We start from the raw sequence: 25,263 nt of genomic DNA on the forward strand, positions 1-25,263 counted from the left end.
AATGTATTCAAAAATAATTCTTAAAAATTCGCTATAAAAAACCCCGAAACAACTGTTTCAGGATTCTTTTCGTATAAATTACTTTCTTCTTACATATTTCTGCGATACTGACCTCCTACTTCAAATAATGCCGAAGTAATTTCACCTAAAGAACACACTTTACAAACATCCATTAAAGCTTCAAAAATATTCTCGTTGTGAATAGCTTTCACTTGAAGATCCTTCAATAAATCTTTGGTATCATTTGCTTTATGAAGATTTTCTAAAGTTTTTATTTGGAATCGTTTCTCTTCTTCTGTTGCACGAATCACTTCCGCAGGTATAACCGTTGGTGAACCTTTAGAACTCAAAAACGTATTTACACCAATAATTGGGAAATCACCATTATGCTTTAACGTTTCATAATACAAACTTTCTTCTTGTATTTTACTGCGTTGATACATTGTTTCCATGGCACCAAGAACGCCGCCACGTTCTGTAATTCTATCGAATTCCAATAACACAGCTTCTTCAACCAAATCGGTTAACTCTTCAATGATAAACGAACCTTGAATTGGGTTTTCATTCTTTGCTAAACCTAATTCTTTATTGATGATTAACTGAATCGCCATCGCACGACGTACAGATTCTTCTGTTGGTGTTGTAATCGCTTCATCATATGCATTGGTGTGTAGTGAATTACAGTTGTCATAAATCGCGTATAGAGCTTGAAGCGTTGTTCGAATATCGTTAAAATCAATTTCCTGAGCGTGTAAACTACGCCCGGAAGTTTGAATATGATATTTAAGCATTTGCGCTCTAGCATTTGCTCCATATTTATTTTTCATAGCTTTTGCCCAAATTTTACGAGCAACACGACCAATTACAGCATATTCAGGATCGATTCCATTTGAAAAGAAGAATGATAAGTTTGGACCAAATTTATTGATGTCCATGCCACGGCTTAAGTAATACTCCACGTAAGTGAAACCATTAGATAACGTTAATGCTAATTGTGTAATTGGATTTGCACCAGCTTCAGCAATATGATATCCAGAAATAGATACTGAATAGAAGTTACGTACATTATTTTCGATAAAATATTCTTGCACGTCTCCCATTAAACGCAATGCGAATTCTGTAGAGAAAATACAGGTGTTTTGTGCTTGATCTTCTTTTAAAATATCAGCTTGAACCGTTCCTCTAACTTGAGCAATAGTGTTCTTTTTAATTTCAGCATAAACGTCTGCAGGTAAAACTTGATCTCCAGTAACACCCAAAAGCATTAAACCTAAACCATTGTTTCCTTCTGGTAAATCGCCATTATAAGAAGGACGCGTTTTGCCTTTATAGATTTTAGCAATTTTGGCTTGTACTTCTTTTTCTAAACTGTTTTCTTTAATGTAAAACTCACATTGTTGGTCGATGGCAGCATTCATAAAGAAACCTAATAACATAGGTGCGGGACCATTAATAGTCATACTTACAGATGTCATAACATTTGCTAAATCGAAACCAGAATACAATTTCTTCGCATCGTCTAAACAACAAATTGAAACGCCTGCATTACCTATTTTGCCATAAATATCTGGACGTAAATCTGGATCGTTACCATAAAGCGTTACACTATCGAAAGCTGTAGATAAGCGTTTTGCTGGTAAACCTGCACTTACATAATGAAAACGTCTGTTTGTACGCTCTGGACCTCCTTCACCAGCAAACATTCGGGCTGGATCTTCGCCTGTACGTTTAAATGGATATAATCCTGATGTATAAGGAAATTCACCAGGTACATTTTCTTGCAAACACCATTTTAAAATATCTCCCCAAGCTTGATATTTTGGTAAAGCTACTTTTGGTATTTGTGAGTGTGATAACGACTCTGTATGCGTTTCTATTTTGATTTCCTTACCTCTTACTCTAAATGAATAGATAGGATTTTTGTATTTATTTACTTTTTCGTTCCAACCTGTAATTACTTCCCAATTGTAAGGATCTAGGTTTAGTTTTACACGATTGAATTCTTGAATTAAAAGATTTAAAAATTCTTTATCAGTGTCATTCTTAGCTTGTCGAAAAATCGCTTCTTCATCTAATCCAAACTTACTGAGATGAGATTTCTCACTTTCGTTCGAAATGACAGCAACAGAGCAAATTGTTTTATAAATTCCGTATAATTTCTGAGCTACTTCAACTTGCTCATTTGCAGTTTTATCGTAAGCTCTATTATTTTCAGAAATTTCAGATAAGTAACGTGTTCTACTTGGAGGAATAACGAAAATCTTCTCGCTCATTTCTTCTGAAATCTTAAAGGTAGATTTCAACTCTGAGTCGGTTTTTTCAACCAACTTATCTATAATCGCTTTGTAAAGCGTATTCATTCCTGGATCGTTGAATTGTGACGCAATAGTTCCGTAAACTGGCAATTCATCTTGAGGAATATCCCAAAGATTATTGTTACGCATGTATTGTTTTTTTACATCGCGTAATGCATCAAGTGAACCACGTTTATCGAATTTATTAATCGCAACCAAATCTGCAAAATCAAGCATATCAATTTTTTCCAATTGTGTAGCTGCTCCAAATTCTGGAGTCATTACGTAAAGAGATACATCAGAATGTTCTATAATTTCGGTATCTGATTGCCCAATTCCTGAAGTCTCCAAAATAATTAAATCGTATTCGGCAGCTTTTAAAACTTCAACGGCTTCATTCACATATTTTGATAATGCTAAATTAGATTGACGTGTAGCCAAACTACGCATATACACTCTTGGATTATTAATAGCATTCATACGAATACGATCACCAAGTAAAGCACCACCTGTTTTACGTTTTGAAGGATCAACCGAAACTATTCCAACTGTTTTTTCTGGAAAATCAATTAAAAAACGACGCACCAATTCATCAACTAAAGATGATTTACCTGCGCCACCAGTTCCTGTAATACCTAAAACTGGTGTTTTAGAATTCTTATTTTTTGCATGAATTTTTTCTAAGGTTTCTTTCGCTACTTCTGGATAGTTTTCTGCTGAAGAAATTACTCTTGCAATTGCTTTTGAATTTTTCTTTGAAAGATTTTCTATTTCACCATTTAATTGATCACCAATTGCATAATCAGATTTTTCAACCAAATCATTAATCATACCTTGCAACCCCATTTCTCGACCATCATCTGGCGAGTAAATACGAGAAATACCATAATCCATCAAATCTTTAATTTCTGAAGGCAAAATAACGCCGCCGCCGCCGCCAAAAATTTTAATATGCTCTGCTCCTCTTTCTTTTAAAAGGTCGTACATATATTTAAAATATTCATTATGTCCTCCTTGATATGAGGTTAAACAAATGGCATTTACATCTTCTTGAATGGCTGTATTTACAACTTCCTCAACACTTCTATCGTGCCCTAAATGAATCACTTCAACACCTGTGGCTTGAATAATTCGACGCATAATATTAATGGAAGCATCATGTCCGTCAAAAAGTGATGCTGCGGTAACTATACGTACTTTGTGTTTAGGTTTATAAGAAGCTTGTTGTTTCATTCGTAAAGATTATTGAATTTTAGTAGCGCAATTTACGAAATATTCAAAAAAATAAAGGGTTTACATAAAATTATCTAAAATCATATTGTAAATTCTACAGTATATGATTTTTAAACTAATTTTGAAGACATAAGATTACAAATCTCATGAATAAAATTACCATTTTAATACACTGTAAAGATCAACCTGGTATCATAGCATCGGTTACCAATTTTATTGCAAATAAAGGCGGAAATATTGTCTATATAGACCAACATGTTGATAGGGAGCAAAATATCTTTTTCATGAGATTAGAAAGCGAGTTTTCTACTGAATTATTATCTACAGATGCTTTTAAAATTGCATTTAAAGAAACTTTAGCCGACAGATTTGAAATGAAATGGCGCATATATTCTTCTGAAATAAAACCAAAAATGGCTTTATTTATTTCTAAATATGACCATTGTTTATATGATTTATTAGGACGCTATAATTCTGGAGAACTTAATTTAGAAATTCCTTTTATTATTAGTAATCATATTGATTTAAAGCCTATTGCTGATAATTTTAAAATTCCTTTCTATCATATACCAGTTACTAAAGACACTAAAGAAGAAGCGGAAAACAAACAATTGGAACTTTTAGAAAAACACCAAATAGATTTTATAGTACTTGCTCGTTACATGCAAATTGTTTCTAGCAAATTAATTAGCAAATACCCAAACAAGATAATTAATATTCATCATTCTTTCTTACCTGCTTTTGTTGGAGCAAAACCATATCATTCCGCATTTAAACGTGGTGTTAAAATTATTGGAGCTACAAGTCATTATGTAACTGAAGAGTTAGATGCAGGCCCAATTATAGATCAAGATGTTACTCGTGTCACTCACGCACATTCTATTCAAGATTTAATTGCTAAAGGTCGTGATTTAGAAAAAATTGTTTTGTCTAACGCTGTTAAACTTCATTCTAACAGGAAAGTCATGGTTTTTAATAATAAAACGGTTATTTTTTCATAGTTGTTGGATTAAAAGTCTATAAGGCTTGTTGTTTAAGAAAGTTTCATGTTTAAAATATATATATATTTGTAAACACACTAAACCCCAAACTATGATACGTAAATTTTTAGCCGTTATATTGATTTTTAATCTTACTGCATGTGCAGAATTACAGCAAGTTGTTAATCAATTACCACAAGGAGGAGCTATAGGAAATAATGAAATTGCTTCTGGTTTAAGACAAGCCTTAGATTTAGGAATAGATAAACAGGTTTCTAAACTTACACAAACAGATGGTTTCTTTAAAAATGAATTGGTAAAAATTTTATTACCAGAAGAATTACAGAAAGTTGACAAAGCTTTAAGAGATATTGGTTTAAGTAAATTAGCAGATGAAGGTTTAAAAGTATTAAATAGAGCTGCAGAGGATGCTGTAAAAGAAGCAACTCCCATTTTTATTGATGCTGTAAAAGGAATAACCTTTGCAGATGCTAAAAATATTTTGTTAGGAAATGACGATGCTGCAACACAATATTTAACCTCTAAAACACAAACGGCACTTTATGATAAATTTAATCCGGTTATAAAAAACTCTTTTAGTAAAGTAGGAGCAGATGAAATTTGGAGTAATTTAATAAACAAATACAACACAATTCCTTTTACCAATAATGTAAACCCAGACTTAACAGATTATGTTACTGGAGAAGCTTTAAAAGGTGTTTATACAATGATTGGCGTTGAAGAAAAAGAAATACGCACAAAACTATCTTCTAGAACCACAGATTTATTAAGAAAAGTTTTTGCTCTTCAGGATTAAAATATTCATATTACAGCTAGCAAAAATTAAATTCAAATGCTTAATTGACTAAATTAAATCATAAAAAAAAAATTTTTCAATAAAAAAAATGTATATTTAAGTACTTGTTTATTAGTTTTTCAATGAATAGAACTGACGATATAAAAACCCAAGAAATCAAACTTAACCAAAGGTATAAGCAACTTATAGAACTTGCTTATAATTTTCGTCAAACTGATTCTGCTTTAAGTGATATTTCAGAATTCAGAGCTATTAAACTACTTAATAAGCTAAATAGATTAAAATATCTTTCAAGAGAAGTTAAGCAACATATTACTTCTTAATTTTTTAGTAATTCTTTAACCTTTCCATTACGTCTAAAATTCAGATATACACGTACTTTATATATAAAAAAGAACGATATGAATTCCCATTTTTGTAAAGTTGGTAAAATTAAACCAAACCTAAATAAGCTAATTAGCTTAAAAGAATTAGAAAATATAATTGCAAATTTTGTTGAAGATGTTAGTAAAGTTGAATATGACGAAGGTTTTGAATCAGTTTCTATTTAATTGATAAAGCCTTCCATTTCCTTCTGCATATCACTTGCTTTTACAGCTGCGGCTTGCGCAAAATCTTCTTTATTTGAGGCATAAATAATTCCTCTTGAAGAATTAATTAACAAGCCTATATTAGCACTCATGCCGTATTTACAAACGTCGTGCAAATTCCCACCTTGTGCACCTACTCCAGGAACTAATAAAAAACTATCTGGTATAATTTTTCTAATGTCTGCAAAATACTCAGCTTTTGTTGCTCCAACTACATACATTAAATTATGAGAATTCTCCCATGTTTTAGAAGTCTCTAAAACGTGTTTATAAAGTTCTTTTCCTTCAATTGTTTTTGTTTGAAAATCAAACGCTCCTTGATTTGATGTTAAGGCTAAAAGAATGGTATGCTTATTTTCAAAGGCCAAAAAAGGTTCAACTGAATCTTTCCCCATATAAGGTGCCACAGTAACAGAATCGAACGCTAAATCTTCAAAAAATGCTTTAGCATACATACTGCTAGTATTTCCTATATCGCCACGTTTGGCATCTGCGATTGTGAAAATTTCTGGATGTTTATCGTTTATGTAATTAATTGTTTTTTCTAAAGATTTCCACCCCTTTAATCCGTATGCTTCATAAAACGCTGTATTAGGTTTATAAGCTACACACAGATGATGTGTTGCATCAATAATAGATTTATTGAAGGCAAAAATAGGATCTTCCTCTTTTAATAAATGTTTTGGAATTTTATTTAAATCTACATCTAATCCTATACATAGAAAGGATTTCTTTTTTCGAATTTGAGATATGAGTTGGTTTGTTGTCATATATAAAAAAGCCTCAAGAAGAGGCCGTTATTTTTAAATCATATCACTATTAGCTTTTAACTTTTCGGTGTTTTCAGCTAACATTAGTTCGTCTATTATTCTTTGAATATCTCCATTTACAATATTAGATAAATCATAAAGTGTCAATCCAATTCTATGGTCTGTAACACGTCCTTGTGGATAATTATAAGTTCTAATTTTAGCACTTCTATCCCCAGAAGAAACCATACTACCACGTTTTTCTGCATCTTCAGCATTTTTCTTTGCCAGCTCCATTTCGTATAAACGTGAACGCAATACTTTAAAAGCTTTCTCTTTATTTTTATGCTGCGACTTTTGATCTTGACATTGCGCTACCAAACCTGTTGGTATATGTGTTAAACGCACTGCTGAATAAGTTGTATTTACCGATTGACCTCCTGGACCAGAAGAACAGAAAAAATCAATTCTTACTTCTTTTGGGTTTATCTCTACATCAAACTCTTCAGCTTCTGGAAATACCATAACCGTTGCTGCACTAGTGTGAACACGACCTTGAGTTTCGGTTTGTGGTACACGTTGTACTCGATGTACACCAGCTTCAAACTTTAAAGTTCCATAAACATCATCACCAGTAACCTCAAATTGAATTTCTTTAAAACCTCCATTTGTTCCTTCACTAAAATCTACAGTATCAACTCTCCAGCCTTTACTTTCACAGTATTTAGTATACATTCTAAACAAATCTCCAGCAAAAATACTAGCTTCATCACCACCGGTTCCTGCACGTAATTCTACAACTGCATTTTTAGCATCTTCAGGGTCTTTTGGAATTAAAAGTACTTTTATTTCTTCTTCTAATTTTGGAATTCCTTCTTTGGCTTCATCATATTGCATTTTTGCCATATCTACCATTTCTGGATCACTAGCGTCTGCAATTATTTCTTCAGCTTCTGTTAAATTATTGGTAAACTCAATATATTGCTCGCGTTTATCCATAAGAATTCGCAAGTCTTTATACTCTCTATTTAAATCAACATAGCGCTTTTGGTCTGATATAATATCTGGTTGAATAATTAAATCACTAACCTCATCAAAACGTTGTTTTACTATTTGTAATTTCTCTAACATCTGCCTTTTTTAATTGGGAATCAAAAATACGATAATTTATGAATTTTATGTAATTACAAACGACTGTAATAGTTGTATATTAAAAATATTCTTTAATAAATCACGTTATCATAGATACTATGCAGCAATTTTTTTCCATATTCACTTTTTATAGACCATTTATTTTATGGTCTATAGGTATAAATATGATGCTTTCTTTTTTTAAATATGATATTATACCAATTCTTATTTTAAAGTTTTTATTAGTTATTTTTTTGTGGTATTTTTTAAATGAAACTCAAGCAAAACGAAAATTGATATTTTATAAAAACTTAGGCATTTCAACATTAAAGTTGTTTTCACTACTTTACTTTATCGATTTAATTTTTTCTCTACCTTTTCTTATCATTTTGAAAGAATTTATATGATTATAGAAATAGATAATGTTGAACTATATTTTAAGGAGAAATGTATTTTAAATGGCATCTATTTGAAAGCTGAAACTGGTAAAACCACAGGAATTCTAGGAAGTAATGGTTGCGGTAAAAGCTGTTTGTTAAATATTTTATTTGGAAACTTAAAACCAAAATACAAACTTGTTCGAGTAAACAATAAACCCATTTTAAAGCCTTTATTTCAAACAAAACTAGTTGCTTATTTACCTCAATATAACTTCATTCCTAATACCGTAAAATTAAAAAGTGCTTTTAAACTTTTTAAAGTGTCGTGGTATGATTTTATAAATACTTTTGAAACTTTTAGGATTTATAAAAACTCTAAAATAAATAAACTATCTGGTGGTGAACGCCGCTTAATAGAAACCTATATTATTTTAAAAAGTGATAGAAAAATTGTTTTGCTAGACGAACCTTTTTCTCATTTAGCGCCTTTACATATTGAAAAAATTAAAATGTTAATTTCCGAAATGAAACAGCATAAAATTATTATTATCACCGATCACATGTATCGGCATATTATTGATATTTCAGATGACATTTATCTAATAAAAAATAGGTCTACAAAACTCATTAATAATATTAATGAACTAAAAGATCATAAATACTTAAGTACCCATTCTCTAGATTAAAAATCTACTGCAAACCCAACACCTAAAAATTGTTTCCATTGTATTTTAGCCCCCGCTTCATCAAACTCACCTTCTACTTCTGTTGGTACTGCTGTTTTTACATCGTTATCATAACGTAAATGAGACCCTAAAGTTGCTTTTACAAAACTATTCACTTTAAAATCGAAATCTAGTTTCCAATCTACATCTACATTACCAAAATGGTTTATATAATCAGAATAAAGGCTCACTTCATTTTTCACATTTATGTTACTAGCAACTTCTGTTTCATAACTATTAGTAACTAATAAACCAATCTCTTTTCTTATTCTTTCTCCCTCTAAAATAATATTACCTTCATCATCATAAATAGCTGGTGAAACACCAAAAGCACCTGCATTGGCCAAATCTTCATCTAACACAAATGTCGCTTTAAGTGTTACAGGTGATAAGTAAAAAGACATTTTTTCAATATTTTTACCATATTCAATTCCACCTCCAAAAAATAGATAACCTGGAGCTAAAAATCTAGAAATAGGTTCGCTTGTGTCTGGATATTTATAACCATTTAGCAATTGTGTTCTAAAATTAAGTCTTGAAGAATAAAACCAATTTGATGTTACATCTGGTCTATAACCAATATTTGAATTTATCTCAACTAAATCATCAGACTTTTGTAACTCTTTAGCTTGTTGTTTATTAATCCCAAACCTTAATAATGCATTATTATCCCAGGTAAAATACTTGTCTGAATAATTAGCAGAAGACTCAAATCCTAAAATACCTGAAATTGAATTTGTTCCACCAGAATTCCAATTTACAAAAGCAACTTCACTTAAATACACCGAAGCTTTATTCTCCTGTTCCCAAAGAGGTCCTTGGTATTTATTTTCTTTTTCCTTTATGAAAAGAAAATCTGGTTGTGCATAGGAAAAATTAAAAAAGAGGCAAATTAGATAAAATAAAGAAGAGTACTTCATGGTTGTGTTATGTTGTTTTAAAAATGATATTTTTCATCAATAACTATTCCAGTTTTAATGAAAATTAAGAGAAATTAGTAACTAAACTCACCAAACTCCGATTTTATTGTAAGCTTTTTGTTTTTTGATGCTTCTACTCTACCAATTATTTTAGCATCGACATTAAAAGATTTTGAAATTTCAATAATATTCTCAGCAATTTCTGGAGATACATATAATTCCATTCTATGTCCGCAATTAAATACTTGATACATTTCCTTCCAATCGGTTTTACTTTGTTCTTGAATTAATTTAAATAGCGGCGGAATAGGAAACATATTATCTTTTACAATATGAAATTCGTCTACAAAATGAAGAATTTTAGTTTGTGCACCACCAGAGCAATGTACCATACCGTGAATGGTTTCACTATTATATTCTGATAAAATAGCTTTTATAATAGGTGCATAAGTTCGCGTTGGCGATAATACTAATTGGCCTGCATCAATTGGTGAATTTTCAACTGCATCGGTTAATTTCACACCTCCAGAATACACTAACTCCTCTGGCACTGAAGCATCAAAACTTTCTGGATATTTTTCAGCTAAGTATTTACTAAACACATCATGACGTGCAGACGTTAATCCATTACTTCCCATACCACCGTTGTATGATTTTTCATAAGTAGCTTGCCCAAAACTTTCTAAACCAACAATTACATCACCTGCTTTTATATTAGCATTATCAATAACATTATTGCGTTTCATTCTTGCAGTTACTGTAGAGTCTACAATAATAGTTCTAACTAAATCCCCAACATCGGCCGTTTCACCTCCAGTTGAATGAATAGTAACACCAAAGTTTTTCAATTCTGAAATTAATTCTTCAGTGCCATTAATAATTGCTGAAAGTACTTCTCCTGTAATTAAATTTTTATTTCTTCCAATAGTTGAAGAAAGCATAATATTATCTGTGGCTCCAACACATAATAAATCGTCAATATTCATAATTAAGGCATCTTGTGCAATCCCTTTCCAAACAGAAATATCTCCTGTTTCTTTCCAATACATATATGCTAAAGATGATTTTGTACCTGCACCATCTGCGTGCATAATTAAGCAGTAATCGTCATCATTTGTTAAATAATCTGGTACTATTTTACAGAATGCTTTTGGAAATAATCCTTTGTCGATATTTTTTATAGCATTGTGCACATCTTCTTTTGATGCAGAAACACCGCGTTGTGCATAACGTTTTGAAACTTCTTGACTCATAATGTTGTATTGTGCTGCAAATTTACTTTTTTGAATTAAAAAATCCCGCTTTTTTGAAACGGGATTTTAGAAGTTTTAAACACTAACGTGTAAATAACAATTCTCTGTACTTAGTTAATGGCCAAATTTCATCATCAACTAAAAGCTCTAATTTATCACAATGATAACGTATATCCTCAAATAAAGACTTAACATTATTACAATAAACATGCGCCTTCTTTTCTATATTATCAATAGCATTTGCTTTTTTGCGTTCATCAATCATATTCGTAACCTTACCATTTATGGCTTCTATATGGCTAGAAATTTCTTCAATTAATTTAATTTGTTCTTTGGAAACTGTATTGAATTTTTTATCAAAAATCTCCTTTAAACCTTTTACGTTTTCAATTAAAATATTTTGATACTTAACAGCTGTTGGAACAATATGATTACGAGCAATATCGCCTAAAACACGACTTTCAATTTGAATATGCATAATATAGGCTTCAATTTCTATTTCGTAACGCGCTTCTGTTTCAATTTTACTCATCACGTTCATTTCTTCAAAAAGTGCTATACTCTCTTTTGAAACTCTTGCTTTTAAAGCTTCTGGTGTGGTTTTATTATTACTTAACCCTCGTTTTTCAGCTTCAACTTCCCATTCTTTACCATAGCCATTTCCTTCAAATAAAATTGGTTTACAAGATTTAATATATTCTCTTAAAACATTAAAAACTGCTTCATCTTTCTTTAATCCTTTTTTATCAATTAAAGCATCAACCTCCACTTTAAAATCTTTTAATTGCTTAGCAACTATAGTGTTTAAAACCGTCATAGGGTTTCCGCAATTAGCTAATGATCCAACGGCTCTAAATTCAAATTTATTACCTGTAAATGCAAAAGGAGATGTTCTATTTCTATCTGTATTATCGAGTAAAACATCTGGAATTTTCCCAACCACATTAAGTTTTAATTCTGTTTTTTCTTGAGGTGATAATTTCCCTTTTGTAACTCCTTCTAGTTCTTCTAAAACTTTCGTTAATTGTTCTCCTATAAATACCGAAATAATTGCTGGTGGCGCTTCATTCGCACCCAATCTATGATCATTACTAGCCGAAGCTATAGCAGCTCTTAAAAGTGCTTCATGTTCATGAACGGCTTTAATTGTATTAATAAAAAAAGTTAAAAATTGGAGATTACTCATTGGTGTTTTCCCTGGTGATAGCAAATTAATTCCTGTATCTGTAGATAAAGACCAGTTATTATGTTTTCCAGAACCGTTTATACCTGCAAAAGGTTTTTCGTGTAATAATACTTTTAAATTATGACGAGAAGCCACACGCCCCATAATATCCATTAATAATGAATTATGATCTACAGCTAAATTAGCTTCTTCAAAAATTGGAGCTAGCTCGAACTGATTAGGAGCTACTTCGTTGTGTCTTGTTTTTACAGGAATTCCTAAAAGCATACATTCGGTTTCCAATTCTCGCATAAAACTTAATGCTCTACTTGGGATTGAACCAAAATAATGATCGTCTAGTTGTTGTCCTTTTGCTGAAGAATGCCCCAACAAAGTTCTACCTGTTAAAGTAATATCTGGACGACTTGCTGCCAACATTTTATCTATTAAAAAATATTCTTGCTCCCAACCTAAAGAAGAATTTACCTTTTTTACATTTTTATCAAAATATTTACAAACATCTGTAGCAGCATTATCAACCGCATTTAAAGCTCTTAATAATGGTGTTTTATAATCTAAAGCTTCACCTGTGTAGGCCACAAAAATAGTTGGAATACATAAGGTTGTACCATATACAAAAGCTGGCGATGTTGGATCCCAAGCAGTATAACCTCGTGCTTCAAAAGTATTTCTAATTCCTCCGTTTGGAAAGCTAGAAGCATCAGGTTCTTGCTGTACTAATTGACTTCCACCAAATTTTTCAACAGCCATTCCTCCTTCAATAGTTTCAAAAAAAGCATCATGTTTTTCTGCTGTTGCACCTGTTAATGGTTGGAACCAGTGCGTATAATGTGTTACACCTTTTGATAATGCCCAATCTTTCATTGAAGACGCCACTTGATCTGCAATATTTCGGTCTATTTTTTTTCCAAATTGAATCGCATTCATAACACTTACAAAAGCATCTTTTGTTAAGTATTGTCGCATTGTGTTTTCATTGAAAACGTTTTTACCAAATAAATCCGATCGCCTTTCTTTCTCTTCAACCACAATTGCTTTATAAGCAAGTGATTCTTTTATGGCATGAAATCTTAATGTTGACATTATAAAAAATATATATTCAGCAAAAATAACCCCGAAAACCAATAAAATGATAAAATCTAAAAAATTATTATTAACATTTTTTCAGTTTTCATATAAATTAATAATCTTTTTTTAAAATAAACCCTAAAAAAATAGGGTATAAATAAAAATAACTTACTTGTTAATTAAAACACCCCTATTAAATTTAGTGTGAAAACATAAAAATATATATTTGTGTAATTATCAATATTACATTAATAAAATATCAACTATGGCAAAAATTAAATTAGAATACCTTTGGTTAGATGGTTACTTTCCAACTCAAAATTTGAGAAGTAAAACTAAGGTTGAGGAGCATGAAAACTTTAAAGGAACATTAGAAGAATTAGGTAACTGGTCTTTTGATGGTTCATCTACTAGACAAGCTGAAGGTGGATCGTCTGACTGTTTATTAGTACCCGTTGCTATTTATCCAGATCCAGATCGCATCAACGGTTATTTAGTTATGACTGAAGTTATGAACGCAGATGGAACACCTCATGTTTCTAATGGTAGAGCTACAATTAACGATGATAATGATGATTTCTGGTTTGGTTTTGAGCAAGAGTATTTTATAATGGATACTAAAACACAATTACCATTAGGATTCCCAGTAGGTGGTTATCCTGCTCCACAAGGAATGTATTACTGCTCTGTTGGTGGAAAAAATACACATGGTAGAGATTTAGTAGAAGAACACGCTGATTTATGTATAGAAGCTGGTTTAAACTTTGAAGGTATTAACCAAGAAGTTGCTGCTGGACAGTGGGAATTCCAATTATTCGCAAAAGGTGCTAAACTAGCAGGTGATGAATTATGGATTGCTAGATACTTATTAGACAGATTAACAGAAAAATATGGTTACTATATAGAATACCATCCAAAACCACTTGGAAAAGATATGGACTGGAATGGTTCTGGTATGCACGCAAACTTCTCTAACACAACTTTAAGAACTTGTGGAGACAAAGAAGTTTATGCAAAAATTTGTGAAGCTTTCCGTCCTGTTGTAGCGGAACACATTGCTGTTTACGGTGAATTTAATGACCAACGTTTAACTGGTTTACACGAAACTGCTGCTATTACAGATTTCTCTTGGGGAGTTTCAGATAGAGGTGCATCAATTCGTATTCCTTTAATCGCTGTTCAAAAAGGTTATAAAGGATGGTTAGAAGACAGACGTCCTGCTTCTAACGGTGATCCTTACAAAATTGCAGCTGTAATTGTTAAAACTGTTAAATCCGCTAACGTTTAATAATTAGAGTATATTAAGTTTTGTTCATAAAAAAAGCACTTACAAATTGTAAGTGCTTTTTTTATATTTATAAGTTAGGAGCTATTCTAAAAAATTCTTCTTAAAACTTTCCTCTAGTAAAGACTAAAAACATAAAGGCTCCGTAAGCTATTACTAAAAAGAATCCCTTAATTCTACTAATTTGCATTTGCTTTGGTAGAAATATTAAAGGAATTAATACCGCTGAAAAACCAAGCATCCAAAAAATATCGTTAGATAATATTTGAGGTTCTGTAACTGGTATTGGTTTTATCATAGCGGTTAAACCTAAAACAGAAGCAATATTAAAAATATTTGAGCCTATTAAATTACCCAATGAAATAGCTTTTTCTTGTTTTGCAGCAGCAATTACCGAAGCTGCTAATTCCGGTACACTAGTACCTATAGCTATTAAAGACACCCCTATAACAGCCTCACTTACACCAATGGAGAGTGCAATTTCTTTAGATCCATCTACCAACCATTCACTACCAAAATACAAAGCTGCAGCACCTATAAGCAACCATAAACCTATTTTAAAATTTGAAACTACAGATAATGAATCGTCTACTTCTTCAATTATTTTGTCTTTTTTTGCACTTCTAATAAGAACAATTAAAAATGCTATTAATCCAGCAAATAAAATACCACCTTCAATGGCTGTTAGCACATTATCATTCTCCAAAAAATAATATAATACAATTGAAAACACCATCATCACTGGCCAATTGAGTTTATAAAAAGACTTATCAACAGCAATAGCTCCCACCATAGCAGTAATACCTAATACCAGACCAATATTTGCAATATTTGAACCCACAACATTATTTATAGCAATAGCTGGAGAACCCGATAATGCAGCCTGAAGACTTACCAATAATTCTGGTGCCGAGGTCGCAAAGGAAACAACAGTCATCCCTATAACCATTTTTGAGATATTAAACTTAAAGGATAAAGCAACTGATGATCGAACTAAAAACTCTCCTCCTATTACTAACAGTATAAAACCAAGAATTACCCAAAGTAAACTCATAAATTATTTTTTTGCGAAGATAATTGAAAGTAAAAATTGAAAAGCTAAATGCTAAAGTTTTTTTTGAAAACTTAAAATTTAGTTAAATAACTATATATTTAGTTGTATAACTATAAAAATAGTTATAAGTTTGTTTTTGTTGATGATGTAATTATAATACTTATTCATGGAAAAGCTAACAAATAAAGAAGAAGAAATAATGCATGTTTTATGGAGGCTTGAAAAGGCTTTTGTTAAAGATGTACTTGCAGAAATAAAAGATGACAAACCGCATTATAATACGCTGTCTACAATTATTAGAAATTTGGAAGACAAAGGATATGTAGCTTATAATGCTTATGGAAAAACACACCAATACTTCCCTATAGTAAGTAAAGAAGATTACAGAAAACGTTTTATGAACGTAGCCATAGACAACTATTTTAATAATTCTTACAAAAACATGGTATCGTTTTTTGCTAAAGAAGAAAAAATAAGTGTTGCCGAACTAAAGGAAATTATTGCTTTAATAGAAAAAGAGAAATAAAATGGAATATTTATTTAAAGTTAGTGCAGTTATTACCATTTTTTATTTTTGCTACAAACTGTTTTTACAACGTGATACTTTTTTTGAATCGAACAGATGGTTTTTACTAGCTGGCTTAATTACAGCTTTTCTAATCCCTCTTTATGTAATTACTGAATATATTGAGTACACTCCTACTGCACTGCCAAATTATATCTTAAATGCTGATATTAAACAAAATATCGAAAACACATTCAATGTTTTAGATTTTTTACCAATTATTTATTTATTGGGAGTCATAGTTTTTTCTGCTAGGTTTTTATTGCAGATAAAATCATTGGCTAATCTAATTTTTAAGAATAAAAAACAGAAAAAGAGCCCCTATATTTTTGTAGAAACAAATGCTGATGTTTCTCCTTTTTCATTTTTTAACTGGATAGTATATAATCCTAATCAATTTAATAAAGAAGAACTAAGCCAAATTATCACTCACGAAAAAGTACATGCAAAACAATGTCATTCAATAGATGTTTTACTCACGCAGATTACTTGTACATTACTTTGGTTTAATCCGTTTATATGGTTTTATAACAAAGATTTAAAACAAAATTTAGAGTTTATAGCAGACAGTTCTGCAATAAACTATTCAGAATGCAAAAAAGCGTATCAATACACATTACTTAAAACAAGTTTACCAACTCATCAATTGGCATTAAGTAATAATTTTTATAATTCATTAATCAAAAAACGAATCGTTATGTTACACAAATCAAAATCAAAAAAAATCAATCAAATTAAACTTACTCTAGTTTTACCTTTGTTGGCAATTTTCCTTATGAGTTTTAATACAGAAAAAATTTATGTTGCAAAAGAAAATCCATTAAATAAAACATTTAATATTGAAACTCTAGAAGAAATAGATAATAGTACAAAAGTTGACAATGTTATTGCTGAATCTGATAAGAAAAAAGGTGACAAAAGTACTTCTACTAGTGTAATAGCTAAAAAACAAAATATAAAAAAATCACCTATTTTAAATGATCTCATTATGGTAGGAATTAATAAAAAAAGCACAGATTCTGATCTAGATAATATAATATCCATATTTAAAGAATATGATGTAGCCATATCATTTAAGGATATTAAACGTAATAAAAATGGAGAAATAACTGCTATTAAAATAAATGCCAACTCAAAGAGTTCTAATGCGAACTTTAATGTAAGTTCTGATAGTGCAATAAAACTAATAACGATTATGTTTAATAAAAAAGATAATTCTATAACAATTGGTAATACAGCAACAAAAAACAATGGAGTATCTTACTTTTTATCTGATAATGATAAAATTAAAGTATACGAAGTGCATAATTATGACAAAGAGCATGATACTATCTTGATTTCGAAAGATGGTGAACTACATGAGATTAATAATGATTCTACTTATATTACAACTTCTGATAAGAAAATAATAAAACTTAAAAAATCTAAAATAATATCAGATGATGACGAAAATGAATTAAAAGTTATTATTGAAAGTGATACAGTTAATAAAAGGGAAGATATAATAATTAAGAAAGGTAAAACTAAAAAAAATTATAAAGTAAAAACTATTTCCAATGATAAAGATGAAAGCAAAATTTTTATTACTACTGATGATAATAAAGAACCATTATTTATTTTAGATGGAAAAGAAATTGAAAACAAATTAGATGATATAAACCCTAATGATATTGAAAAAATAAATATTTTAAAAGGTGAAAGAGCTATAGAAAAATATGGTGATAAAGGTAAAAATGGTGTTGTTGAAATTATAACAAAAAAGTAAAAATAAACACTATTAAATAGCTAAAAAAAAAGCTCAAACTAAATTAGTTTGAGCTTTTTTTATTGAGTTAAATATCAATATTAAATCATCCTTTGATCAAACAATAAAAACAAAATTCCATTCATTTTATCTCCTGTAGATTTTCTTAATATAGAAAAAGCTTTAGTTATATGAGCCTCAACAGATTTAATAGAAACATTTAAATATTCTGCAATTTCAATATTTGTAAGACCTTCTTTTTTACTCAACAAAAATGTTTGCTTACACTTAGGCGGTAGTTTTTCAATCTCCTGCTTCACCATAGCAATAAGTTTAACTAAGGAGTTATCCATCTCATCTTCAACAATAATACTCAAGGCATCAATATATTTTTTCTCTAACGAAATAACAGGTTTTTGTTTACGATATTGGTCTATAAACTCATTGTATACAGATTTATATAAATATCCTTTTACAGCAAAATCATCTTTTAACTTTAAACGATGTTTCCATACTTTAATAAAAACGTTTTGAACAATGTCTTCAGACAAATCATGATCATTAGTTAATCCATAAGCATAAATACAAAGTTTATGATGGTAGCTATCAACCAAAAATGTATAAGCCTTAGACTCTCCTTGCTTTAAAGCTTTTATAAAAGCAATATCATTAATAAAAGTAACATCCATTTCTTAAAGTGATAAAAATTACTGCTGATTATTGCGAAAATATAAAAAAATTACTAAAAAAAGTTAGGGTTCTTTAAAATTACAACGTTGTAGTAGATAGAACTATGATTTCAAAGAAAGAACAAGAACTTATTGTAAAGTATTTAACTAAGCAAGCCTCTTTTTTAGAGCTTGATGAGTTATCCTTATGGCTTGAAAACTCTTCAAACGAAAAGGAATTTATTAACTATCTAAAAATCAACTATGCTATTGATTTTAATATGAAAAAATTTGATTCTATAAATTCGAAAAAACAATTAATCGAATTAATTAATAAAGAAAAGAAAATCTACAAATTACGTAAAGTAAAAAAGATTGCTAAATATGTTGCCATTGCCATATTCTTTTTAGGTATAGGATATATATACCAAAATGGTTATTTATTTAATAAACCCAATCATATTATAAAAAGTGAAAGTGTTACATTACAATTAGAAAACGGTAACGTTGAAATTATTAACGAAAACGGCACTTCTAAAGTTTTAGATTCCGAAGGAAATATAGTTGGTTCTCAAAACGGAACACAATTAGTATATAATAATGAGGTAGAAAAAGAAACCTTAATCTACAACACATTAAATGTTCCTTACGGTAAACGATTTAAAATTCAGTTATCAGACGGAACAATAGTTCACCTAAATGCGGGCACATCTTTAAAATACCCTGTTAAGTTTCTTAAGGGAGAAAAAAGAAAAGTGTTTTTAATAGGTGAAGCTTTTTTTAATGTGGCTAAAGATGCAAAACATCCTTTTATTGTAGATTCTGATGCATTAGACATTCAAGTTCTAGGAACTCAATTTAACGTATCTAGTTACCCTGAAGATGATGTTACAGATGTTGTTTTAGTAGAAGGTTCTGTAAACTTACACTTAGAAAAAAATAGCAATACAAATGATGATATTATATTAAAACCTGGCTATAAAGGTAGTTTTATAAAAGAAGAAGATAATATATCTACGAAACAAGTGCTAACAAATATTTACACATCTTGGATTTATGGAGAGCTGTTTTTTAGAAATACAACTTTTGAAAATATTCTTAAAAAATTGGAGAGACATTATAATGTTACCATAATTAATAAAAATCTAAAACTAAGTAAAGAAGAATTTAATGCTAGTTTTAGAGAGGCTCCTATTGAAAAAATACTTGAATATTTTAAAATTACTTACAATATAAATTATACCATAAACGAAAATAACATAACTATTTATTAAAATAAAAAACCATTCACCACATGACATAGTAAAACACCACAAAACAACTAAACACACATCTATTTATTCTCTAATTAAAGATTTAATCTAAGTATAAATAAAGAATCGAAAAATGCTGGAACATTTTCCGATTCAATTAAGATGTGATTAAACTAAACATAATTAACCACAATTAACATTTCTAAAGTATGAAAAAACTTCTTATAAAAAAAAGAAGCCCTCATCAACAATTATTAAGATTTGATTTAAAGATGAAGCTTAGTGCATTATTTATTTTAGTAACTCTGTTTACATTACATGCCAACAATTCCTATTCTCAACGAACGAAAGTTTCTTTGAATTTAGATAATGTAACCGTAGAGCAGCTTATTGACGAAATTGAAAACAAAACTGATTTTCGTTTTGTTTACAAAATTAAAGATGTAAACCTAAAACGGCTTATAACTTTAAAAGCAGATAAAGAGTTAATTACTTCTGTTTTAAATAAGGTTTTTCTAAACACAAATACATCATACAATGTATTAGATAAACAAGTGTTTTTAACAAAAAAGGAAGAATCTACTACACCAGAAGAAGAACCCAAAAAAGTAGGTTCAAACTCTAAAAACATATCACAAGGTTGGTCTGTAAAAGGAATCATTGTAGATAGCAATGCTGTTCCTTTACCTGGAGCTAGTATACTTGAAAAAGGAACTACTAATGGGGCTCAAGCTGATTTTGACGGTAATTTTTCTCTAGATGTTTCTAGTAAAAATGCCACTTTAATTATTTCTTATTTAGGGTACGCAACCAAAGAAGTTTTAATTGATGGGCAAACCACATTAAACGTTACTCTTATTGAAGATACAGCCACTCTAGATGAAGTTGTTATAATAGGCTATGGTTCTCTAAAACGAACAGATTTAACAGGTGCTGTATCCTCTGTTTCAGCTGAATCAATTGAGCAATCTATACCTACATCTATCGATCAAGTTTTACAAGGACGTGCTGCTGGTGTTCAAATTCAACAAAATAGTGGTGCTCCAGGGTCTACCTCTTCTATTAGAATTAGGGGTATATCATCTATAACGGGAACCAATGAACCTATTTTTGTGATTGACGGAGTAATTATTAGCAACGAATCTACAGGAAATCAAAGTCCACTTTCAGGCATAAACCCATCAGATATAGTTTCTTTAGATATATTAAAAGATGCATCTGCAACAGCTATTTATGGTTCTAGAGCTGCCAACGGAGTTATAATGATAACTACTAAACGTGGAAAAAAGGGAGAATCTACTATAAATTTTGACTCAAGTTTAGGTTGGCAGGAAATTCCAAAAAAGCTAAGCTTACTCAACCTTGAAGAATATGCTATTCATAGCAATACTCGTGCTGAGTTAAATATAATTAATCAAAATGGTAATTTCATTAGACCAGATTTATTAGGAGAAGGTACAGATTGGCAAGATGAATTATTTGTTAAAGCCATGATACAGAACTATAATCTTTCTTTTTCTGGAGGCAGTGACAAAACCACTTATTCTATGGGAATTGGTTATTTAGATCAAGAAGGTATCGCTTTTGGTTCATCTTTTGAAAGATTAACTTTAAGAAGTGTTATAGATTCTCAAGTAAAAGATTATTTAAAGGCTGGAGTAAACCTAGCTTTTAATAATTCTAAGCAAATAACAACCGTATCAGATGGTGCACTTATACCAATAGCCTTAAGGCAAACACCTAATGTTGCTGTAAGAAATGCTGACGGAAATTTTGATGGTCCTGATACAAATGAATTTGTTCAAAATAATCCTATAGGCTTAGCTAGTATTCAAGATAATCGTAATGAAGACGCTAGGATAAGAGCAAGTATTTATGCAGAGCTAACCTTTCTTAAAGGCTTTAAATTTAAAACACAATACTCAGCAGATTATGGTTTTTCAAATGCTTATACTTTTAACCCGTCATATACTTTTGGACAGATAAATAGAATTCCAAGAGAATCAAGTCGAACAAAAGCCTACAGTAAATTCTATAACTTAACAAACCTTTTGTCTTATGATAATAATTTTGGTGTTCACAATATTAATGTTTTACTAGGGCAAGAATATCAAGAACAGAGTTATGAGAATTTATATGGCTATAAAGCTGGTTTTTTAACAAATACTGCTAACGATTTAGTACTGGGTGATGATGCTACTGCTAGAACAACTAATGGCAGACAAGCAAGTGCTATAAGCTCTTATTTTGGTAGAGTGTTTTATTCTTATGATGACAAATACTTATTAACAGGTACTTTACGCTATGACGGATCGTCTAAATTTACTAAAGAAAATCGTTGGGGATTGTTTCCGTCTGCCGCGTTAGCTTGGAAAATTTCAAATGAAAATTTCTTAAAAGATAATGCCTCTATTAATGATTTAAAACTCCGTTTAGGTTGGGGTGTTGTTGGTAATCAAGATGTTCCAAATTATGCATATACCTCGCTTTATGGAGCATCAGCTACAAACCAAGGAACTGGCTTACTACCATCTAATACAGCTAATCCAGATTTAAAATGGGAAACTACCTACTCAAGCAATATAGGCTTTGATATAGGCCTTTTTAACAATAGAATAAAACTTAGTGCAGATCTTTATTACAAAAAAACAGAGGATCTTTTATTAGACTTGGCATTACCTGCATATTCAGGTACTTCAGGAGTTGGTTCTACGTCTCCTCCTATCGTAAATATTGGTTCTCTTGAAAATAAAGGTATTGAGTTATCATTAAATACGTTAAATTCAGAAAGCGATGATTTCTCTTGGAGCTCTAACTTTGTTTTTTCTATTAACAAAAACAAAGTATTATCACTAAATTCTGAAAATGGTGTGTATGATCAAGACCTTAGAGAAGGGTCTGAAACAACTATTGTAACTCGCACAGCTATTGGACAACCAATTGGTCAATTTTACGGTTATAAAGTAATAGGTCGTTTTGAAGATGCAACCGATTTTTATTATAAAAATGAAGCTGGTGACATAGTACCTACACCAATACCAGAAGGTACCAACATTACATTAGACGAGATGTGGATAGGAGATTATATCTTTGAGGACATTAATAAAGATGGTGTTATTTCTCCACTAGATAGAACTTATATAGGTAACCCTGCAGCAGATTTTACTTTTGGTATAGGAAATACATTTACTTACCAAGGTTTTGATTTAAATATTTTTCTAACTGGATCTTATGGAAATGAAGTTGTTAATTACCAAAGACGCTTTTTAGAAAACCCTCGTGGTAACACAAACTTATTTAAATCTGCGCTTGGTTATGCTCAACTAGCATTAATTGATCCAAATGGTCCAAATGATTACAGAAATGTTCAAATTGTTGGAGGAGATCCTTATATGCCAAGAATTGCTCGTTCTTCAACTGCATCTACATCTAACTTCCGTTATAGCGATAGGTTTGTTGAAGATGGCTCTTATTTAAGAATTCAAAATATTTCATTTGGTTATAACCTTCCTAAATCGTTTGTGTCAAAACTTGGAATGGAAAATATTAAGATTTATAGCAATATGCAAAACGTATTTACTTTCACTAAGTATTCTGGTTACGACCCAGAAGTAGGCTCTATAAATCAAAATGTCCTTCTAACTGGTATAGACAATGCTAGGTATCCATCTCCTCAAATATATACAATAGGAATAAACGCCAAATTTTAAAAAAAATATCTTATGAAAACTAAAAAATATATACATCATTTTCTTTTTGTAGGGCTATTTATTAGCTTGTTTAATTGTAGTGACAATTTAGATATAGCTCCTTCAGATCAAATTGCAAAAGAAAATTTCTTTAAATCTGAAGACGACTTTCTAGCGGCAACAGGACCTTTATACAATAGAGTATGGTTTTCTTTTAATGATAAGTTTTACTTTGGATTAGGAGACGGACGTTCAAACAACTTATATGCTCCTTTTTCGGATTATATTTTCCCTTTCACAGATTTAACTGAAACTGGGTTAACAGGGCCTTTAGTAGAGGCATGGGGTTCTTTTTATGTTGCTATTCAGCAATCTAATTTAGCTATTATTGGTATAACTGAAAGTGAGGTTGATGAAGAGATTAAAAAGCAATATATAGCTGAAACTCGATTTATGAGAGGTACTGCTTATTGGTATTTAGCTTCTTTATGGGGTGATGCTATCATTTCTACAGATCCCTCAGAATTAATAAATAACCCAATTGTAAATAAAAGTCCAAGAGAAGATGTTTATGAATTTGCAATTCGTGATCTTGAATATGCTGCTAAATATCTTCCCGAAGAACCAAAACAGGATGGAAGGGTGACTAAATATAGTGCCTTTGGTATGTTATCTCGCCTATATTTATCCTATGCTGGTTTAAGTGATAATCCTAATAGTGGAACAAGAAATGAAGCCCTGCTAGACTTAGCTATTAAAGCGGCAGATAAGGCCATTACAGAAGGTCCTTATCTTTTAATGGACAACTATGCCGATTTGTTTACTATTGAGCAGAATAACAACCCAGAATCAATGTTTGCGCTTCAATGGGTACCTAATGGAGGTTATGGAGTTGGAAATTCACAGCAAGCATTTTTTGCTTTAGGTTCTGAAATCACAGGAGATGATGCCGCTTACGGCTTTTATACAAGAGCCTCTTATGATGTTTTACAAGAATATGAAACTAATGATTTACGACGTAAAGCAACTTGGATGGCAGATGGTGATTTCTACCCAGAAATAAGTAAATTAAATGGAGGATACACCGTAGATCATGAAAACACCTATGTAAATGTTAAAAAAGGTGTGGTAGGTTCAACTAAAGATAATTCTAAAATTACTACACAAAATTCAGGGTTAAATACTTACATGCTAAGGCTAGGTGAAGTTTATTTAAACTATGCTGAAGCTGTTTTAGGAAACAACACAACCACTTCTGATGCAACTGCGCTAACCTATATCAATGCGCTTCGTACAAGAGCTGGTGTAGATATATTGACTAGCATAACCTATCAAGATATTTTGCATGAAAGAAGAGTAGAGTTATGTATGGAAGGGCAATTCTGGTATGATTTGGTTCGTAGATCATATTATAAACAGCAAGAAACTATTAATTATATAATAGCACAAGACAGAGATTTGGTTATACCATTTACGTATAATGCGGAAACTAACGAAGTTTCAAACGACGAAACTCGCGATGTTACCTCGCAGGCACTTGGAACTATTGATGAAAGTATCTTTCTTTTGCCTTATCCTGAATCAGAAGTGGTTCAAAACCCGCTTTTAGCTCAACCTCCTGTATCATATGAATTTACTGAGGAAAGAATAACAGACTTATTTCAATAATCCAAATATTA

General features: G+C 30.7%; 19 protein-coding genes. 11 read left to right on the forward strand and 8 right to left on the reverse strand.

The window, feature by feature from the left end:
• Window positions 1–89 precede the first annotated feature (89 nt).
• The gene (locus BT151_RS09520; protein WP_072401589.1) at window positions 90–3,527 is read right to left on the reverse strand and encodes a methylmalonyl-CoA mutase family protein; all 3,438 of its coding nucleotides are present in this window, start codon (window positions 3,525–3,527) and stop codon (window positions 90–92) included.
• A 146-nt stretch (window positions 3,528–3,673) separates the two neighbouring features.
• Between BT151_RS09520 and purU the strand changes: the two genes are divergently transcribed.
• From purU to BT151_RS18600, 4 genes are all read left to right on the forward strand, one after another.
• On the forward strand, window positions 3,674–4,528 hold the full coding sequence (purU, locus tag BT151_RS09525) for a formyltetrahydrofolate deformylase (protein ID WP_072401591.1): 855 nt from the start codon (window positions 3,674–3,676) through the stop codon (window positions 4,526–4,528).
• A 91-nt stretch (window positions 4,529–4,619) separates the two neighbouring features.
• On the forward strand, window positions 4,620–5,324 hold the full coding sequence (locus BT151_RS09530) for a DUF4197 domain-containing protein (RefSeq protein WP_072401593.1): 705 nt from the start codon (window positions 4,620–4,622) through the stop codon (window positions 5,322–5,324).
• A 122-nt stretch (window positions 5,325–5,446) separates the two neighbouring features.
• Window positions 5,447–5,647, forward strand: a complete 201-nt coding sequence (locus BT151_RS09535; RefSeq protein WP_072401595.1) for a Lacal_2735 family protein — start codon at window positions 5,447–5,449, stop codon at window positions 5,645–5,647.
• A gap of 78 nt (window positions 5,648–5,725) precedes the next feature.
• A complete protein-coding gene (locus tag BT151_RS18600; protein ID WP_171946626.1) occupies window positions 5,726–5,875 on the forward strand; it encodes a hypothetical protein in 150 nt (49 codons plus the stop codon).
• Here BT151_RS18600 and pyrF read toward each other — a convergent pair.
• Both pyrF and prfA read right to left on the reverse strand, forming a co-directional pair.
• Window positions 5,872–6,684: an orotidine-5'-phosphate decarboxylase gene (gene pyrF / locus BT151_RS09540; RefSeq protein ID WP_072401597.1), complete on the reverse strand. Its 813-nt coding sequence runs from the start codon at window positions 6,682–6,684 to the stop codon at window positions 5,872–5,874. The genes BT151_RS18600 and pyrF overlap by 4 nt on opposite strands.
• Before the next feature lie 33 nt (window positions 6,685–6,717).
• The gene (gene prfA / locus BT151_RS09545; RefSeq protein WP_072401599.1) at window positions 6,718–7,794 is read right to left on the reverse strand and encodes a peptide chain release factor 1; all 1,077 of its coding nucleotides are present in this window, start codon (window positions 7,792–7,794) and stop codon (window positions 6,718–6,720) included.
• A 403-nt stretch (window positions 7,795–8,197) separates the two neighbouring features.
• Between prfA and BT151_RS09555 the strand changes: the two genes are divergently transcribed.
• Window positions 8,198–8,860, forward strand: coding sequence for an ATP-binding cassette domain-containing protein (locus BT151_RS09555; RefSeq protein ID WP_072401603.1), 663 nt, complete (start codon window positions 8,198–8,200; stop codon window positions 8,858–8,860).
• Here the strand turns inward: BT151_RS09555 and BT151_RS09560 are convergent.
• The 3 genes from BT151_RS09560 to BT151_RS09570 form a co-directional block, all read right to left on the reverse strand.
• Window positions 8,857–9,819: a DUF3078 domain-containing protein gene (locus BT151_RS09560; RefSeq protein WP_072401605.1), complete on the reverse strand. Its 963-nt coding sequence runs from the start codon at window positions 9,817–9,819 to the stop codon at window positions 8,857–8,859. The genes BT151_RS09555 and BT151_RS09560 overlap by 4 nt on opposite strands.
• Window positions 9,820–9,893: 74 nt before the next feature.
• Window positions 9,894–11,072 carry an AIR synthase related protein gene (locus tag BT151_RS09565; RefSeq protein ID WP_072401607.1) on the reverse strand — a complete coding sequence of 393 codons (1,179 nt, stop codon included), beginning with the start codon at window positions 11,070–11,072 and terminating at the stop codon, window positions 9,894–9,896.
• An 82-nt stretch (window positions 11,073–11,154) separates the two neighbouring features.
• A complete protein-coding gene (locus BT151_RS09570) occupies window positions 11,155–13,341 on the reverse strand; it encodes a glutamine synthetase III family protein (RefSeq protein WP_072401609.1) in 2,187 nt (728 codons plus the stop codon).
• Window positions 13,342–13,591: 250 nt separating this feature from the next.
• On the opposite strand from BT151_RS09570, the gene BT151_RS09575 reads away from it, so the two are divergent.
• The gene (locus BT151_RS09575) at window positions 13,592–14,614 is read left to right on the forward strand and encodes a glutamine synthetase beta-grasp domain-containing protein (RefSeq protein ID WP_072401610.1); all 1,023 of its coding nucleotides are present in this window, start codon (window positions 13,592–13,594) and stop codon (window positions 14,612–14,614) included.
• A gap of 100 nt (window positions 14,615–14,714) precedes the next feature.
• Here BT151_RS09575 and BT151_RS09580 read toward each other — a convergent pair whose 3' ends face one another.
• The gene (locus tag BT151_RS09580; RefSeq protein ID WP_072401612.1) at window positions 14,715–15,665 is read right to left on the reverse strand and encodes a calcium/sodium antiporter; all 951 of its coding nucleotides are present in this window, start codon (window positions 15,663–15,665) and stop codon (window positions 14,715–14,717) included.
• 166 nt (window positions 15,666–15,831) lie between these two features.
• Between BT151_RS09580 and BT151_RS09585 the strand changes: the two genes are divergently transcribed.
• Both BT151_RS09585 and BT151_RS09590 read left to right on the forward strand, forming a co-directional pair.
• Window positions 15,832–16,191, forward strand: a complete 360-nt coding sequence (locus tag BT151_RS09585) for a BlaI/MecI/CopY family transcriptional regulator (protein WP_072401614.1) — start codon at window positions 15,832–15,834, stop codon at window positions 16,189–16,191.
• Between the two features lies 1 nt (window position 16,192).
• Window positions 16,193–17,995, forward strand: a complete 1,803-nt coding sequence (locus BT151_RS09590; protein ID WP_072401616.1) for a M56 family metallopeptidase — start codon at window positions 16,193–16,195, stop codon at window positions 17,993–17,995.
• Window positions 17,996–18,075: 80 nt separating this feature from the next.
• Here the strand turns inward: BT151_RS09590 and BT151_RS09595 are convergent, their stop codons facing one another.
• A complete protein-coding gene (locus BT151_RS09595; protein WP_072401618.1) occupies window positions 18,076–18,663 on the reverse strand; it encodes an RNA polymerase sigma factor in 588 nt (195 codons plus the stop codon).
• Between the two features lie 104 nt (window positions 18,664–18,767).
• Here BT151_RS09595 and BT151_RS09600 point away from each other — a divergent pair, with 104 nt between their 5' ends.
• The 3 genes from BT151_RS09600 (at window position 18,768) to BT151_RS09610 (ending at window position 25,252) form a co-directional block, all read left to right on the forward strand.
• Window positions 18,768–19,916 (forward strand): FecR family protein, encoded by a 1,149-nt coding sequence (locus tag BT151_RS09600; protein ID WP_072401620.1) that lies wholly within the window; start codon window positions 18,768–18,770, stop codon window positions 19,914–19,916.
• A gap of 188 nt (window positions 19,917–20,104) precedes the next feature.
• Window positions 20,105–23,605 (forward strand): SusC/RagA family TonB-linked outer membrane protein, encoded by a 3,501-nt coding sequence (locus tag BT151_RS09605; RefSeq protein WP_245794775.1) that lies wholly within the window; start codon window positions 20,105–20,107, stop codon window positions 23,603–23,605.
• A gap of 12 nt (window positions 23,606–23,617) precedes the next feature.
• The gene (locus tag BT151_RS09610; protein WP_072401622.1) at window positions 23,618–25,252 is read left to right on the forward strand and encodes a RagB/SusD family nutrient uptake outer membrane protein; all 1,635 of its coding nucleotides are present in this window, start codon (window positions 23,618–23,620) and stop codon (window positions 25,250–25,252) included.
• The last annotated feature ends 11 nt before the right edge of the window (window positions 25,253–25,263 follow it).

It is taken from the genome of Flaviramulus basaltis (genome assembly GCF_900114265.1).
Lineage (GTDB): Bacteria > Bacteroidota > Bacteroidia > Flavobacteriales > Flavobacteriaceae > Flaviramulus > Flaviramulus basaltis.

What these genes read in the sequence shown, in the direction of transcription:
- BT151_RS09520 (WP_072401589.1), bottom strand. Translation starts at nt 3,527, where the DNA reads ATGAAACAACAAGCTTCTTATAAACCTAAACACAAAGTACGTATAGTT.
- purU (WP_072401591.1), top strand. Translation starts at nt 3,674, where the DNA reads ATGAATAAAATTACCATTTTAATACACTGTAAAGATCAACCTGGTATC.
- BT151_RS09530 (WP_072401593.1), top strand. Translation starts at nt 4,620, where the DNA reads ATGATACGTAAATTTTTAGCCGTTATATTGATTTTTAATCTTACTGCA.
- BT151_RS09535 (WP_072401595.1), top strand. Translation starts at nt 5,447, where the DNA reads ATGAATAGAACTGACGATATAAAAACCCAAGAAATCAAACTTAACCAA.
- BT151_RS18600 (WP_171946626.1), top strand. Translation starts at nt 5,726, where the DNA reads ATGAATTCCCATTTTTGTAAAGTTGGTAAAATTAAACCAAACCTAAAT.
- pyrF (WP_072401597.1), bottom strand. Translation starts at nt 6,684, where the DNA reads ATGACAACAAACCAACTCATATCTCAAATTCGAAAAAAGAAATCCTTT.
- prfA (WP_072401599.1), bottom strand. Translation starts at nt 7,794, where the DNA reads ATGTTAGAGAAATTACAAATAGTAAAACAACGTTTTGATGAGGTTAGT.
- BT151_RS09555 (WP_072401603.1), top strand. Translation starts at nt 8,198, where the DNA reads ATGATTATAGAAATAGATAATGTTGAACTATATTTTAAGGAGAAATGT.
- BT151_RS09560 (WP_072401605.1), bottom strand. Translation starts at nt 9,819, where the DNA reads ATGAAGTACTCTTCTTTATTTTATCTAATTTGCCTCTTTTTTAATTTT.
- BT151_RS09565 (WP_072401607.1), bottom strand. Translation starts at nt 11,072, where the DNA reads ATGAGTCAAGAAGTTTCAAAACGTTATGCACAACGCGGTGTTTCTGCA.
- BT151_RS09570 (WP_072401609.1), bottom strand. Translation starts at nt 13,341, where the DNA reads ATGTCAACATTAAGATTTCATGCCATAAAAGAATCACTTGCTTATAAA.
- BT151_RS09575 (WP_072401610.1), top strand. Translation starts at nt 13,592, where the DNA reads ATGGCAAAAATTAAATTAGAATACCTTTGGTTAGATGGTTACTTTCCA.
- BT151_RS09580 (WP_072401612.1), bottom strand. Translation starts at nt 15,665, where the DNA reads ATGAGTTTACTTTGGGTAATTCTTGGTTTTATACTGTTAGTAATAGGA.
- BT151_RS09585 (WP_072401614.1), top strand. Translation starts at nt 15,832, where the DNA reads ATGGAAAAGCTAACAAATAAAGAAGAAGAAATAATGCATGTTTTATGG.
- BT151_RS09590 (WP_072401616.1), top strand. Translation starts at nt 16,193, where the DNA reads ATGGAATATTTATTTAAAGTTAGTGCAGTTATTACCATTTTTTATTTT.
- BT151_RS09595 (WP_072401618.1), bottom strand. Translation starts at nt 18,663, where the DNA reads ATGGATGTTACTTTTATTAATGATATTGCTTTTATAAAAGCTTTAAAG.
- BT151_RS09600 (WP_072401620.1), top strand. Translation starts at nt 18,768, where the DNA reads ATGATTTCAAAGAAAGAACAAGAACTTATTGTAAAGTATTTAACTAAG.
- BT151_RS09605 (WP_245794775.1), top strand. Translation starts at nt 20,105, where the DNA reads ATGAAAAAACTTCTTATAAAAAAAAGAAGCCCTCATCAACAATTATTA.
- BT151_RS09610 (WP_072401622.1), top strand. Translation starts at nt 23,618, where the DNA reads ATGAAAACTAAAAAATATATACATCATTTTCTTTTTGTAGGGCTATTT.